This is a genomic window from Sulfitobacter sp. UBA4523, from assembly GCF_002388305.1.
GTDB lineage: Bacteria > Pseudomonadota > Alphaproteobacteria > Rhodobacterales > Rhodobacteraceae > Sulfitobacter > Sulfitobacter pontiacus.
In genome coordinates, this window is the sequence record NZ_DGMH01000007.1 from 8,523 (window position 1) to 22,951 (window position 14,429).

The following is a 14,429-nucleotide window of genomic DNA, read 5'->3' on the forward strand; positions in this document are numbered from 1 at the left end:
AATCGCTATGGCCCAGCGACACCAGCACACCCGCCTGCGTCAGCGCCGCGATCTGATCGGGGGTGGCGTTTTCGGGGGCGAGGGTCATCATCAGGTTCGGGATCCGGGCCACGGCATCGGTCAGCATCGCCATATCAGCGTCAGACAGGGGGCGGATCAGGCTGCCGTCATGGGCACCTTTGCGGGCAAGGCTCAGATGCGGCCCTTCAAGGTGGAGCCCCGCGATACCCGGCATGCCCAGGTGCAACGCCTCTGCCACGGCGGTGATGGCAGCGCGGCTATGGGCGGGGGTGTCGGTGATCAACGTGGAAAGAAATGCGCGGGTGCCAAGCCGTCGGTGCGCGGCGGCCATGGTGTGCAGCGTGTCCAGATCGGGCGCGCTATTGAGCATCACGCCGCCCCCGCCGTTCACTTGCAGATCCACAAACCCGGGGGAGAGGATGCCCCCGTTGAGCCTCCGGGTTTTGGCCCCCGTCGGCAGCGCGGTCAGGGGTGTGATGCGCGGGATGCCGTCGGGGTGCACCACAAGTGCGTGACCGGTCAGCAGATCGTGCCCGTCAAAAATGCGCGCGCCGGTATAGGCGGTGAGGGGGGCGGTCATGCCCGCGCGGCGCGCAGGGCCAGTGCGACGGCCCCGTCGAGTGCGCGACCTTTGGTTTCGACCAGATGGGCGGTCTGCGTGTCGGGCAGATAGGCGGCGTAATGGGGGCCGACGCCGCCGGTCAGGCACAGCGGGCCGCCGGGCTGGTGGTCTAGCGCGATCAGGGCGCGGGTCAGGTAATCGGCCCCGCTTGCCATCAGCGCCCGTCCGATGCTGTCGCCCGCGGCGGCGGCCTGTACCACATCGGGGGCAAGGGTGGCGAAATCGCCGGGCCGCGCCTTGAGGCTGAACTGCACGATGCCCGCGCCACCGCCGAATTTATCCAGCATCTGCTGCGACAGGGGGCTGGCGGGGGTGATCCCGTCGACGACGAGCAAGGTCTGCTCTAGCACGCCATGCCCCAGCCACGCACCCGACGCCTGATCCGAGACCTGATAACACCAGCCGCCGATACAGGTCTGCACGCCGGCCTTTTGGCGGCCCACGATGGTGCCGGTGCCAAGGGCGATCAGGTGGCAGTCCTGCTCTCCGACGGCACCGACGATGGTGGTGGTGGTGTCTTCGGTCACGACGGATTTGGCAAAGGGCAGACCCGCCTGCACGCGCGGGCCCATTTCCGGCCCCGTGTATCCCGCAAGCCCCAGATGAGCCACGGCACGGGGCATGTCGGCGACATCCAGACCGGCGCTCTCTATCGCGTTGCGCGTCGCGGTGAGCACGCTGTCGATCGCGGTGGCGCAATCGGTGCTGACATTCGCCCGCCCGCCTTTGCCTTCGGCAAGGATACGGCCATCGGGGGTGGCAACAGCGGCGCGGCAACCGGTGCCGCCTCCGTCAACGCCAATCAGGAAAGGAGGGTCTATTTGTGTCATCCGAATTGTTTAGGGCACCTGTTTTGGCGGGGAAAGACAATTTTCGCCATTCGTTTTACCCAGGGTCGCAACGGGTTTGCAAATGGCACATGTGCGTGATAAGTTAGCGCTAACATACTCACGTCTTTGTAGGAAGGCCCTTAGGCCCACCCACGTCACGAAGGAAAGCATGATGTTGAACGATACCGTAGCCCGTGTCACCGACCGGATCATCGAACGCAGCGCGCCAAGCCGGGGTGCCTATCTGGCGCGGATGCGCCGCGCCGCCGAGGAAGGGCCGGCGCGGGCGCATCTTTCGTGCAGCGGGCAGGCGCATGCCTATGCCGGTGCGGGGCAGGACCAAGCCGCGCTGGCGACGCAATCGGCGGGCAATATCGGGATTATCACGACTTATAATGACATGCTGTCGGCACACCAGCCGTTTGAACGCTTTCCGACCCTGATCCGCGACACCGCGCGCGCGGCGGGCGGGACGGCACAGGTCGCAGGCGGCGTGCCTGCCATGTGTGACGGCGTGACCCAAGGCACCCCGGGGATGGAACTGAGCCTGTTTTCGCGGGACATCATCGCCATGGCGGCGGGTGTCGGGCTAAGCCACAACACTTTCGATTCCGCGATCTATCTGGGGGTCTGTGACAAGATCGTGCCCGGTCTGGTGATCGCGGCGCAGGCTTTCGGGCATCTGCCGGCGGTGTTCCTGCCTGCGGGGCCGATGACCTCGGGTATCTCCAACGACGAGAAAGCGATCGTGCGCCAGAAATTCGCCGCAGGCGAGGCCACGCGCGAAGAGCTGATGGCGTCGGAGATGGCGGCCTACCACGGGCCGGGCACCTGCACCTTCTATGGCACCGCCAACACCAACCAGATGTTGATGGAGTTCATGGGCCTGCACCTGCCCGGCGCGTCCTTTGTGAACCCCAACACGCCCCTGCGTGATGCGCTGACCGTTGCGGGTACGCAGCGGGCGCTGGCGATCAGCCATCTGGGCAATGAATACACACCCGTTTGCGATGTGCTGGACGAAAAAGCCTATGTGAACGGCATCGTCGGCCTGCATGCGACGGGCGGGTCGACCAACCTGCTGATCCACCTTGTCGCGATGGCGCGGGCCGGTGGGATCGTGCTGGACTGGCAGGATTTCTCGGACCTTGCCGATGTCACGCCGCTGCTGGCGCGGGTCTATCCGAACGGCTTGGCCGATGTGAACCACTTCCACGCGGCGGGGGGCTTGGGCTTTATGATCGGTCAGCTCATGGCGGGCGGCTTGCTGCATGACGAGGTCAAGACCATCGCGGGCGACGGGCTGTCGCGCTACACCCAAGACCCCAAGCTCAAGGATGGCGCGATCGAATGGGTCGCAGGCCCGACTGAGACGCTGAACGAAAAGATCGTGCGCCCCATTGGCGATCCTTTCCAGCCCACCGGCGGGTTGAAACGTCTGGCGGGGAACCTTGGCAATGCGGTCACCAAAGTCTCTGCCGTGAAGCCGGAGCATCACATCGTCGAAGCCCCGATCCGCGTGTTCCATGATCAGGAAAGCGTGAAAGACGCCTATCGCAATGGTGAGTTCAACGAGGATGTCATCGTCGTCGTACGTTTTCAGGGGCCCAAGGCCAACGGCATGCCCGAATTGCACAGCCTGACGCCGGTGCTGGCGAACCTGCAGGCGCGCGGGCTGAAGGTGGCGCTGGTCACCGACGGGCGCATGTCCGGTGCTTCGGGCAAGGTATTGAGCGCGATCCACGTGTGTCCCGAAGCGGTGGACGGCGGGCCGATTGCACGTTTGCAAGACGGTGATATCGTGCGCGTCGACGCCCGCGACGGGCAGCTGACGGTCCTGACCCCCGGCGCGATGGAGCGCCCGGTCGCCACGGCTGATCTGTCGGGCAATGAATACGGGCAGGGGCGCGAGCTGTTTGCCACTTTCCGCAACACGGTTGGCGCGGCTGATACCGGCGCCAGCAGCATTTGAACCTGACCAGAGGATGATCCGATGACCCCGCAAGACGCCAGCGCCGCTGCCTATGCCATCTGTAAACGTGCTCCCATCGTGCCGGTCCTGGTGGTGCATGACGCGCTGCACGCCCGCCCCCTGGCCGAAGCTTTGGTCGCAGGCGGATTGCCCGCGCTAGAGGTGACGCTGCGCACCGATGCCGCGCTTGAGGTCATTGCCGAGATGGCCAAAGTCGAAGGCGGCGTTGTCGGGGCGGGCACGTTGCTGACCCCCGATGATGTCAAACGTGCGGTGGATGCGGGCGCGACCTTTGGGGTGTCGCCCGGTGCCACGGATAAACTGCTGCAAGCGGCCGAAGATCTGGGCCTGCCGATGTTGCCCGGTGCCGCCACCGCGTCGGAGGCGATGCGTCTTTATGAACGCGGCTATGATATGCTCAAGTTCTTCCCTGCTGAAGCTGCGGGTGGAGCGCCCTTCCTGAAATCGCTGTCCTCGCCGCTGCCTCAGGTGCGGTTCTGCCCCACGGGCGGCGTGAGCCCTGCCAATGCGGAAAGCTACCTGTCTCTGCCTAATGTGGTTTGCGCGGGCGGCAGCTGGGTCGCGCCGGACAATCTGATGCGCAAGGGCGATTGGGCGGCGATCACCGAACTGGCCCGCGCCGCCAGTACCCTAGGCAGCCGCGGTTAAAGCGACGCCGCCGCGCGACTGGCCTGATCATACTGACCCGAGATCGCGCGCAGCTGCGCCGCGATCTCGCGCAGGTCGTCGCCTTTGATATCGGTGCGCCCCATGCTGTCGATCAGGCAGGTGTTGCGCACCGCGCGGTAGGTCTCTATCAGCTCGGCTCCGCTGGCGGAGGTGCGATAGAATACCTCTTTGCCGCGTTTCTCGGCCTCTAGCAGGCCGGATTTCAGCAGTTTGCGCAGCGCGTAGTTCACCGTATGCGTATCTTCGATATTCAGCAGAAAGCAGATGTCCGTCAGCCGTTTTTCACGGTCGCGGTGGTTGGTGTTGTGCAGCACCAGTATTTCCAGCGGGGTCAGGTCGGCATTGCCCGCCGCCGCCATGCAGCGCGACATCCAGCGCGAGAAGGCGTTGTAGGCGATGATCATCCCGTATTCGAGCTCGGACGCTTCCCACCCTTCGCCCTCGGCAAGGTGACGGGAAGAGACGATACGGCGGGACGGGTGCGATTTTGGGTCTGACATCAGTGCCTCAAGGCTGGTTTTCACTGTCGTTATGTTAGCGAATTGTCGGTATCGCGCAATCGGTCTGTGCGCCAAGGACACGCCCGCCTAAGAAAAATGTACCGAGGATAGCGCGACGCGGCAGGGCGCGTTAGCAAAGGGGCAACGGGTGCCGACCCTTACAGCCATTGCGATAGGAGTGACGATGCTGCGATTTCTTGTGCCGGTATTGGCCGCGCTTTTGCTTTTGCCCGTGAGTGCGCAAGCGACAGAGCGGGAACGCCTTGGCTATGGCCGTCTGATTTCCAATGATTCCATCGGAGAGTTTCGCGACCGCGAGCGCACGGGCGCCTATGTGTCGTCCCGCGTCTGGGGGCCGCAGTGGACGGGGCGCTTGCCCGACCGCTTTGGGCAGTTGATCGAGCTGCGTTTGGGGGTAGAGGTGCTCTCCCCCGCGAACCTGCGTCGCCCTCAAGCCGGATCGCGCCCCTGGGCCGGTGCCCTGTCCGTCGGGATGCACACCCATTTCGAACGCGATGCTGTGGAATATTCGGTCGGGGCGGCGATCTATGCCACCGGTCCGCAGACCCATCTGGATGATCTGCAACGGGGTATTCACGACATCATCGACGCGACCTCGCCCTCTGATCGGGTGTTGGATAACCAGATCGAAAACGGCTTTCACCCTACGGTTCTGGTCGAAATCGGGCGCAGCTTTCCGATTGGCGCGCGGACAAGCCTGCGCCCCTTTGTCGAAGGGCAGGCGGGGATAGAGACATTCGTTCGCGCGGGCTTTGACCTGACCTTTGGCAACATCACACGCGGGGAAATGTTGGTGCGCGACAGCACCACCGGCCAGCGTTACCGCGTGGTGCAGAACCGCGACGCCACGGGCTTTGGCTTTGTCGTCGGGGCCGATATCGCGCGGGTCAGCGACAGCGTGTTCCTGCCGTCGGATCGTGGCTATGACCTGACCCCGCGCCGCGATCGTCTGCGTGCCGGGGTGCATTGGCAGGGCAAGCGGGCCTCGGCGTTCTATGGTCTGACGTGGCTGGGCAAGGAATACGAGACGCAGCCCGATCACCAGCTTGTCGGCTCTGTACGCATCAAGATCGACTTCTGACGCGCAGGCCCCGTGCATAGGGTGATTCGTTCTTTCCAGCGGGGAACGGTTTTGATAGCCTTGGGGCAATAATAATACGACGAGGCACGAACAGTGGTTAAAACGGGCTTTCGAGGCACGTTTGTCATAAGCTGGTCGCAGACAGAAATAGACGGGCTGGACGCCGCACCGGTGCAATCCCTCAAGGTGGGGGCAGCCTGGGCGTGGCGGGGCGATTCAATTCGCGTTGACGGGCCGAATGACGTGCTGCGGCTGGATCAGGCGGACGAGGCAGGGGATCTGCGCAGACGGGCTGCGCGGATGGTGCATCGTTTGGTCGGGGCCGCCCTGGACGGCACCACGCCGCCGCACCGGTCTTTCGCCAGTGACCGCGACACCCCGTTGATGGATAACAGCTTTACCGTGACCGACGGCGCGCAGACCTATCTGGTGACAGTGATCGAGGTCGGTCAGGGCAGCCAGCCGCTGCTGATGTTCCTTGACGCGCTGCCGCCGCGCAATACCGATCTGTGGGTCGTCGCGCATACGTTGAACACCGCCGCGGCAGATCGGGCGGCGCAATACAGCAGCGGCGTCATCTGCTTTACCCCCGGCACGATGATCCGCACCGCCGATGGCGCATGCCGGATCGAACAACTGCGCGAGGGCGATCACGTCCAGACGAAAGACAACGGCCTGCAACCCGTGCGCTGGATCGGTAGCCGCCGGATGAGCGGGGCGCGATTGTTCGCGATGCCGCAGCTGCGCCCCATCCGATTTCGCGCCGGTGCTTTGGGGGGCGCGCAGCCTGACGCGGATTTGCTGGTGTCGCCCAGCCACCGGATGCTGGTGAAGGGGCGCGTCGCGCATGACTTGTTCAACACGGACGAGGTGCTTGTCACCGCGCGGGATCTGGTGAACGGGCGCAGTGTCACCATCGATGCCCATGCGCGCGAGGTGACTTATATCCACCTCCTGCTCGATTTCCACGAGGTGCTTTGGGCCAACGGCGTAGAGACGGAAAGCTTTCACCCTGCCTCTGCCGCGCTAGAGACATTGGACGCGACGGACCGCGCGCGGCTGCTGGACCAGTTTCCACAGATCGCCTTTGATCCGCATACCTATGGCGGCTATGCGCGGCGTAATCTGTCGATGTCCGAAGCGGCGATCCTCGCGCACGCCGCCTGACGCCGCCGGATCGCCTGCTTTCTTGGGGCGGGCCTAGCTGTCTGCCTTGCCCGCGATCAATGCCTGCACGATGGCTTTTGCGCTGTCGCTCGACCAATCCGCATCACCGCGCAAGCGTGCGATTTCACGTCCCTCGGGGTCCATGATCACGGTGATCGGCAGGCCGAAAATGCCCATCTGACTGGCCAGCGCCTGTTTCGGGTCTTGGTGGCGTGGCAGGCTATCGACGCCCGCATCCGCGAAGAACCGTTTGATCCCGTCGGGCGTGTTGCGGCCCGTGGCGATGGTCAGCACCTCGAAATCATCGCCGCCGAATTCCTTTTGCAGCGCGTTCAGCTGCGGCATTTCCTTGCGGCAGGGCGCGCACCACGTGGCCCAGAAGTTGATCAGCACATATTTGCCCTGCCACGCCTCAAGCGTCGTCTCGCCGCCGTCATCCTCAAGCTGGAACGCGACAGAGGAGGTGGCAACGGGGGAATCGTGCACGACCAGTTTCTTCATATCACCGTCGCGCAGGGGCTTGATGTCGGCGCTTTGCCCAAAGCTGGGGTTTGCACCAAGGGCAAGGGCCGTATAAACGAGCGCGAGCATAATCTTTTTCATTTTCCCTCCGAGGGGTTGCCTGATGACCGATACGACTTCGAACAAAATGTGGGGTGGCCGTTTTGCCGCCGGACCAGACGCGATCATGGAGGCGATCAACGCCTCGATCTCGTTTGACCAGCGTATGGCCGCCCAGGACATTGCCGGGTCGCGTGCCCATGCCGCCATGTTGGCTGCACAAGACATCATTAGTGATAGCGATGCCGATGCCATTCGGAAAGGGTTGCTCACGGTGTTGTCAGAGATCGAGGGCGGGACATTTGCCTATTCGACCGCGCTGGAAGACATCCACATGAACGTCGAGGCGCGCCTGAAAGAGGTGATCGGCGAACCCGCAGGCCGTCTGCACACGGGCCGGTCGCGCAACGATCAGGTTGCGACCGATTTCAAACTGTGGACCCGCGACCAGTTCGACGCCGCCGAAAGCGGATTGTTGGCGTTGATCAAGGCCTTGCTGGGTCAGGCAGAGGCCGGAGCCGATTGGGTCATGCCCGGTTTCACCCATTTGCAGACCGCGCAGCCGGTCACCTGGGGCCACCACATGATGGCCTATGTCGAGATGTTTGGCCGCGATCTGAGCCGAATGCGCGACGCGCGTGCGCGGATGAATGAATCGCCTTTGGGCGCGGCTGCGCTTGCGGGCACGTCCTTTCCGATTGACCGCGACATGACCGCACAGGCGCTTGGCTTTGACCGTCCGGCCGCCAATTCGCTGGACGCGGTCAGCGACCGTGACTTCGCGCTTGAATTCCTGAGCGCTGCGTCGATCTGCGCCATGCACCTGAGCCGTTTCGCCGAAGAGCTGGTGATCTGGTCCTCGGCGCAGTTCCGTTTCGTGACCCTGTCGGACCGTTTCTCGACCGGGTCGAGCATCATGCCGCAGAAAAAGAACCCCGACGCGGCAGAGTTGATCCGCGCCAAGATCGGCCGGATCATGGGGGCCAATGTGGCCCTGATGATGGTGATGAAGGGGCTGCCGCTGGCCTATTCCAAGGACATGCAGGAAGACAAAGAACAGGTCTTTGACGCCGCTGACAACCTGATGCTGGCGCTGGCCGCGATGGAAGGCATGGTCAAGGATATGTCCGCGAACCGCGAAAGCCTTGCTGCGGCGGCGGGATCGGGCTTTTCCACCGCGACCGATCTGGCCGATTGGCTGGTCCGCGTGCTGGGGCTGCCGTTCCGCGATGCGCATCACATCACCGGATCGCTGGTGGCATTGGCCGAACAGAACGGCTGCGACCTGCCGGATCTGACGCTGGAGCAGATGCAATCGGCCCATGGCGACATCACGGCAGATGTCTTTGACGTTTTGGGCGTGGAAAATTCCGTCAATTCGCGTATGTCTTACGGAGGCACCGCGCCCGCACAGGTGCGCGCGCAGGTGGCCCGCTGGAAAGGGATCATCGGATGAAACCCGTCGCCATTATTGCCTTGTTGCTGACTCTCGCCGCCTGTGGTGTGGACGGGGAACCCGTGCCGCCGCAGGTCAATAGCACGGTGACGCTGTCGTCGTCAGGCATGTCGGTGGGCACTGGCGTCACCCTTGGCCGCGGCCCGTTCCGGCTTGGTCTGGGGGCGGCGCTGTGATCCGCGCGGCGGTGCTGGCCGTGGTTGCACTGGCGGTACTGGCGGGCTGCGACAGCGCGCAACGCCATGCGCCAAGCGCCCATGACAGCCGCGCCTATCCCCCCGCGACGGATACCGCCACCCGCAAGCATCGCAGCAACTATGAGCCCGGTGTGCATATCTCGGGGCATGTGGATGTGGGCGTTTCCAAGACATTCTGACCGGCGGGGCGGGTGGCGCTGATTGCCATTCCCGCCGCCTTTGGTATTGGGGTAAGCTGTGGTCTGCCGCGATGCCTGTCCCTGCGGTCCGCCGCCCGTAAACGATCGCCGGCAGCTTTCGGCGGGAAAAGCTTAGGAGCCTGAAACTATGGATCATTTCCTGTACCGCGATGGCGCGCTGTTCGCCGAGGATGTCGCCATCTCCGAGATCGCAGCCGCGGTCGGCACACCCTTTTACGTCTATTCCACCGCCACGTTGCTGCGCCACTTCAAGGCTTTTGACGATGCGCTGGACGGGATGGACCATCTGGTCTGCTACGCGATGAAGGCGAACTCGAACCAAGCGGTGCTGAAAACGCTCGCGCAGGCGGGGGCGGGCATGGATGTGGTGTCGGCTGGGGAATACCTGCGTGCCAAGGCGGCAGGCGTGCCCGGCGACAAGATCGTGTTCTCGGGTGTGGGCAAGACGGTCTCTGAAATCCGGCTCGCGCTTGAGGGCGGCATCCGCCAGTTCAACGTCGAATCCGAACCCGAGATGGAGGTGCTGGACGCCGTCGCGCGGTCGATGGACAAGGTCGCGCCGATCACCATCCGCGTGAACCCCGATGTCGACGCCAAAACCCATGCCAAGATCGCGACCGGCAAGTCCGAGAATAAATTCGGTATCCCCATTGCCCGCGCCCGCGAAGTCTACCGCATGGCCGCCGCGATGCCGGGGCTAGAGGTCGTGGGCATCGATGTGCACATCGGCAGCCAGCTGACCGATCTGACGCCGTTCGAACTGGCGTACCAGAAGGTTGCCGAACTGACAGAGCAGCTGCGCGCCGACGGGCATACCATCCGTCGTCTGGATTTGGGCGGCGGGCTGGGAATCCCCTATGAGCGTAGCAATGCCGCCCCGCCGCTGCCCACGGATTACGGCGCGATGGTGCAAAAGACGCTTGGCCATCTAGGCTGCGAGATCGAGATTGAGCCGGGCCGCCTGATCGCGGGCAACGCCGGCCTCATGGTGAGCGAGGTGATCTATGTCAAATCCGGCGAGGGCCGCGATTTCCTGATCATCGACGGTGCGATGAACGACCTGATCCGCCCCGCCATGTACGAAGCCCATCACGATATCATCCCCGTCGTCGAAGCCGAAGCAGGGGCCGAGCAGCAGCCCTATGACATTGTCGGGCCGGTCTGCGAATCCGGTGATACCTTTGCCAAGCAGCGCATGATGCCAAAGCTGGCCGCGGGCGATCTGGTGGCCTTCCGCAGTGCCGGTGCCTATGGCGCGGTGATGGCCAGCGAATACAACTCTCGTGCGCTGATCCCCGAGGTGCTGGTCCATGGCGATCAATTTGCGGTTATCCGCCGACGCCCGACCTTTGACGAAATGATAAATCGCGATACCATTCCTGAATGGCTGTGACCGCGCCTTGCGTGTCCGGCTTTTGAAAGCAGGGCCCGCATGACGCTTTTCACCGCCAAGGATGACGACCACTCGCCCGAGCAGGGTCTCAAGTCGATCCGTTGGCCCCTGCGTCTGACCTGGGCCGGTATCTGGGCCGAGGTGTTGGTGCAGGCGTTCTGGCCGCTGATTGCCTTGGTGCTGGCTGTTCTGGCGGTGCTGATGCTGGGGCTGCACGATACCGTTCCGATGTCTGTCGTGACGGGCGCTGTCGTTGTTGTGACGCTGGCCGCTGTCGGGGCGCTGGTCTATGCGCTGCGCCATTTACGCATCCCCCGCCGGATAGAGGCGCTGACCCGCCTTGACGCCAGCCTGCCCGGACGCCCCATTCAGGCGCTGATGGATGTGCAGGCGATCGGCGCGGGGGATGATGCCTCTGCTGCGGTGTGGCAGGCACATCAGCGCCGCATGGCCGCCCGTGCCGCCGCTGCGCAGGCGGTGCCTGCGGACTTGCGCGTGGCGCGCCGTGATCCCTTTGCCCTGCGCTATGTCGCGCTGCTGGCTTTCGTTACGGCGCTGGTCTTTGGGTCGGTGCTGCGCATCGGGTCGGTTGCGGGTCTGACGGCGGGCGGAGGGGCTTTGGCCTCGGGGCCAGTCTGGGAAGGCTGGGCGGAGCCACCGCGCTATACCGGCAAGCCGACGCTCTATCTCTCCGACCTTGCCGAAGGCCCGCTGAACCTGCCTGCGGGCACGCTGATCACCCTGCGCATGTATGGCGAAGTGGGGGCGCTGTCGGTGACCGAGACCGTCTCGGGCCAGACCCGTCCAGAGGGGGACGCCCCCGCCATCGTGCAGGACTTCAAAGTCAGCCAAAGTGGACAGATCGCCATCGACGGGCCGAACGGGCGAACGTGGGACGTGACGATGCTGCCCGACGCCAAACCGCAGGTCGAGATTGCAGGCCCGCCCGAGGTGACCGCCCTTGGCGAGATGCAACTGCCCTTTGTGGCGCGGGACGACTATGGCGTTGAAGCGGGCGAGGCGCGGATTGATCTGGATCTGGCCGCTGTGGACCGCCGCTATGGGCTGGCGGTTGACCCTGATCCGCGGGCCGGGATGATCGTGCCGCTGTCGCTGCCCATTGCCGGGGACCGCCGCGATTTCGAAGAGAACCTGATCGACGATTTTTCCAAACATCCTTGGGCCAACCTGCCGGTCACCGTCACGCTGAGCGTGCTGGATGCGTCGGAACAACAGGCGACCACCCCGCCGACGCAGATGACCCTGCCGGGACGACGCTTTTTCGATCCGCTGGCGGCGGCCGTAATTGAACAGCGGCGCGATCTGCTCTGGGCCAAGGGCAACGCCGACACCCTCGCGCAGGTCTTGCGGGCGGTGTCCTATCGTCCGGAGGATGTGTTCCGCTCTGACACGGCGGCGCTGCGCTTGCGGCGGCTGATTGAACGGATCGAAATTCGCGCCCGCTATGGTTTGTCCGACGAGGTGCAGGCCGAGATCGCGGATGATCTGTGGGACTTGGCGATTGAGCTGGAGGAAGGCGTGCTGGCCGATGCGCTGGACCGGATGCGCCGCGCACAGGAGCGTTTGCAAGAGGCGATGAAGAACGGTGCCTCGGACGCCGAGATCGCAGAGCTGATGGAAGAGCTGCGCCGCGCCACCGACGACTATATGCGCCAGTTGCAACGCCAGCAGGCGCAAGAAGGTGAGAACGGCGACCAGCAGCAAGGCCAGCAGGGCGAGACCATGCAGATGACGCAGGACGACCTGCAACGCATGATGGACCGGATTCAGGAACTGATGGAGCAGGGCCGCATGGCAGAGGCCGAACAGGCGCTGCGCGAGCTGCAAGAGATGATGGAGAATATGCGTGTTACCCAAGGCCAGCCGGGCGAAGGTGGGCAATCCGAGGGTGAACAGGCGATGGAGGGGCTGGCCGATAGCCTGCGCGAGCAGCAAGAGCTAAGCGATCAGGCGTTCCGCGATTTGCAGGACAGGTTCAACCCCAATGCCGATGACGGCCAGCAACAGGGGCAGGACCAGGGCCAGCAGCCCGGCCCGCAACAGGAGGGCAACCAGCCCGGCCAACCGGGGCAGCAGCCGGGCCAGAACAATGGCCAGGGCGAACCGGGGCCGGGACAGGGATCGATCGCTGACCGTCAGCAAGCGCTGCGCGATGAACTGCGCCGTCAGGAAGGGCGCCTGCCCGGTAGTGGCACCCCCGAAGGTGACGCCGCGCGCGATGCGCTGGACCGTGCCGGCCGCGCGATGGACGGTGCCGAAGAGGCTTTGCGCCGCGACGATCTGGCCGAAGCGATCGATAACCAGTCGCAGGCGATGGAAGCGCTGCGCGAGGGTATGCGCGCCTTGGGCGAGGCGATGGAACAGGACCAGCAGGCGTCCGAGCCAGGGCAAGGCACCGCGCAGGGCAACCGCCGTGCCGAGAACACGGACCCTTTAGGGCGCGAGCAGGGGGCGAATGGCGCGCAGGGGTCAGAGGGTGATCTGGCGCTGGATAACGACGCCTATGGCCGCGCGCGTGAACTGCTGGACGAGATCCGTCGCCGCTCGGGCGAGGCGACGCGGCCAGAGGTCGAACGCGACTACCTGCGCCGTCTGCTGGACCGTTTCTGATAGGATTGAGGGCGCAAGGACGGGGCCGCCAAAAGGACGGGCCCGATCCGTTTTAGCTGCCCGACTGCGACGCCCGTGCATCCAGCCATTGCAGCGTTGATTGCAACATCTCGTCCAGCCATTGGCGCGCGCTGTCCACCTGCGCGACGTAAAGCGCAAGATAGGGGCGCAGCGCGGGAACCGCTTCCGAGATTTGCGGCGAAAAGACGTATAGCAGCACCAGCACAGAGGCGAGCGCGACAATCAGCACGAACCCGCGGCTGAACCCGCCCCGCTGTTTCGGGTCCGCATGGGTATCGCGCCCGGCGTCTGCGCCCGTGTTCGGGATCACGCGCCGTTCTGATCCGGTGCGCAGGGTGGAATTGATCTCTTCGATATCGGGCAGCAATTCGCGGCGCGATGCAACGGCCGCCGCGGCGGCTGTGGTCTCGGCAACGCTGTGCTGCTCTTCGCCGCGCAGACGCGACATGCGGGCCTTGGCCTGCTGCGCGCGGTCGCTTTCGCTGGGTTGGTCTGCTTCTTCAAGCCCCAGATCAGGCTGGCTTTCAAGGGTCTGAGCCTGACGGCGACGGCGGGCTTCTTGTTCCGCCTCGGCCTCTTGCCGGAGAATATCGGCGACCGAAGGGTCAAGCTGCTTGCGCGGTGGCGGGGCGGGATGCGCGGATTCGCCCGCGTCGGGGTCTTCCGCTGCGTCTTCGTCGGGCCCGGGTGTGTTTGCTGGGGCGGGTGCATCTACATCGCGTTCGCGCGCGACGCCGTCATCCGCATCATCGCGCCCGGACAGAGCGGCGGAAACCGTGCTGATCCTGCTGTCGTCCTCGTCATCGAGAGGGGGGAAATCGGGGTGGTGCTGGAACCAGGTCTGGCCACAGTTCGAACATTGCACGTCGCGACCGGAAGAGGGCATCACCTCGTCCGGGACCTCGTACTGCGCATCGCAATTGGGACAGATCAGTCTCATGTTGCGCCCCGAACCATTGGAAACCTCTTCGTTTTCACGTCAGATCAACCTTATGTCCTAGAAAACCGTAGGAAAAGTGCAATCTTCATGCAATGGCTGCGCCGGGGTGCATTGAAACCCAAGCGG

The 14,429-nt window shown here is 64.2% G+C and carries 13 protein-coding genes and 1 pseudogene; 9 read left to right on the forward strand and 5 right to left on the reverse strand.

Annotated features, from left to right (window positions below; translation table 11 throughout):
* Window positions 1-601: pseudogene (locus B3849_RS01015) on the reverse strand (N-acetylglucosamine-6-phosphate deacetylase); the annotation flags it as partial.
* On the reverse strand, window positions 598-1,473 hold the full coding sequence (locus B3849_RS01020; RefSeq protein WP_005851462.1) for a BadF/BadG/BcrA/BcrD ATPase family protein: 876 nt from the start codon (window positions 1,471-1,473) through the stop codon (window positions 598-600). The gene B3849_RS01020 and the pseudogene B3849_RS01015, both read right to left, overlap by 4 nt.
* Before the next feature lie 169 nt (window positions 1,474-1,642).
* Here B3849_RS01020 and edd point away from each other — a divergent pair, with 169 nt between their 5' ends.
* Complete coding sequence (gene edd / locus B3849_RS01025) at window positions 1,643-3,445, forward strand: phosphogluconate dehydratase (RefSeq protein WP_037964959.1); 1,803 nt, start codon at window positions 1,643-1,645, stop codon at window positions 3,443-3,445.
* 21 nt (window positions 3,446-3,466) lie between these two features.
* Window positions 3,467-4,114: a bifunctional 4-hydroxy-2-oxoglutarate aldolase/2-dehydro-3-deoxy-phosphogluconate aldolase gene (eda, locus tag B3849_RS01030; protein ID WP_005851466.1), complete on the forward strand. Its 648-nt coding sequence runs from the start codon at window positions 3,467-3,469 to the stop codon at window positions 4,112-4,114.
* Here the strand turns inward: eda and B3849_RS01035 are convergent.
* Window positions 4,111-4,635 carry a winged helix DNA-binding protein gene (locus B3849_RS01035; protein WP_174226595.1) on the reverse strand — a complete coding sequence of 175 codons (525 nt, stop codon included), beginning with the start codon at window positions 4,633-4,635 and terminating at the stop codon, window positions 4,111-4,113. The genes eda and B3849_RS01035 overlap by 4 nt on opposite strands.
* 184 nt (window positions 4,636-4,819) lie before the next feature.
* On the opposite strand from B3849_RS01035, the gene B3849_RS01040 reads away from it, so the two are divergent.
* Together B3849_RS01040 and B3849_RS01045 are read left to right on the forward strand one after the other, a co-directional pair.
* Window positions 4,820-5,737 (forward strand): lipid A-modifier LpxR family protein, encoded by a 918-nt coding sequence (locus tag B3849_RS01040; protein WP_278424879.1) that lies wholly within the window; start codon window positions 4,820-4,822, stop codon window positions 5,735-5,737.
* A 93-nt stretch (window positions 5,738-5,830) separates the two neighbouring features.
* Entirely contained in the window at window positions 5,831-6,904 is a 1,074-nt protein-coding gene (locus B3849_RS01045) for a Hint domain-containing protein (protein WP_278424880.1), read from the forward strand.
* A gap of 33 nt (window positions 6,905-6,937) precedes the next feature.
* Here the strand turns inward: B3849_RS01045 and B3849_RS01050 are convergent, their stop codons facing one another.
* Window positions 6,938-7,507, reverse strand: coding sequence for a TlpA disulfide reductase family protein (locus tag B3849_RS01050; protein ID WP_009826027.1), 570 nt, complete (start codon window positions 7,505-7,507; stop codon window positions 6,938-6,940).
* A 22-nt stretch (window positions 7,508-7,529) separates the two neighbouring features.
* Between B3849_RS01050 and argH the strand changes: the two genes are divergently transcribed.
* The 5 genes from argH to B3849_RS01075 all read left to right on the forward strand — a co-directional run bounded on the left by argH (window position 7,530) and on the right by B3849_RS01075 (window position 13,342).
* Window positions 7,530-8,921, forward strand: a complete 1,392-nt coding sequence (argH, locus tag B3849_RS01055; RefSeq protein ID WP_005851479.1) for an argininosuccinate lyase — start codon at window positions 7,530-7,532, stop codon at window positions 8,919-8,921.
* Window positions 8,918-9,097, forward strand: a complete 180-nt coding sequence (locus B3849_RS01060) for a hypothetical protein (RefSeq protein WP_009826028.1) — start codon at window positions 8,918-8,920, stop codon at window positions 9,095-9,097. Before argH ends, B3849_RS01060 begins: the two co-directional genes overlap by 4 nt.
* A complete protein-coding gene (locus B3849_RS01065) occupies window positions 9,094-9,297 on the forward strand; it encodes a hypothetical protein (protein ID WP_005851483.1) in 204 nt (67 codons plus the stop codon). Before B3849_RS01060 ends, B3849_RS01065 begins: the two co-directional genes overlap by 4 nt.
* Window positions 9,298-9,445: 148 nt before the next feature.
* Window positions 9,446-10,711 carry a diaminopimelate decarboxylase gene (gene lysA / locus B3849_RS01070; protein WP_037943238.1) on the forward strand — a complete coding sequence of 422 codons (1,266 nt, stop codon included), beginning with the start codon at window positions 9,446-9,448 and terminating at the stop codon, window positions 10,709-10,711.
* 39 nt (window positions 10,712-10,750) lie between these two features.
* Window positions 10,751-13,342, forward strand: coding sequence for a TIGR02302 family protein (locus tag B3849_RS01075; protein WP_278424881.1), 2,592 nt, complete (start codon window positions 10,751-10,753; stop codon window positions 13,340-13,342).
* A 52-nt stretch (window positions 13,343-13,394) separates the two neighbouring features.
* Here B3849_RS01075 and B3849_RS01080 read toward each other — a convergent pair whose 3' ends face one another.
* A complete protein-coding gene (locus B3849_RS01080; RefSeq protein WP_278424882.1) occupies window positions 13,395-14,303 on the reverse strand; it encodes a zinc-ribbon domain-containing protein in 909 nt (302 codons plus the stop codon).
* Between the last annotated feature and the right edge of the window lie 126 nt (window positions 14,304-14,429).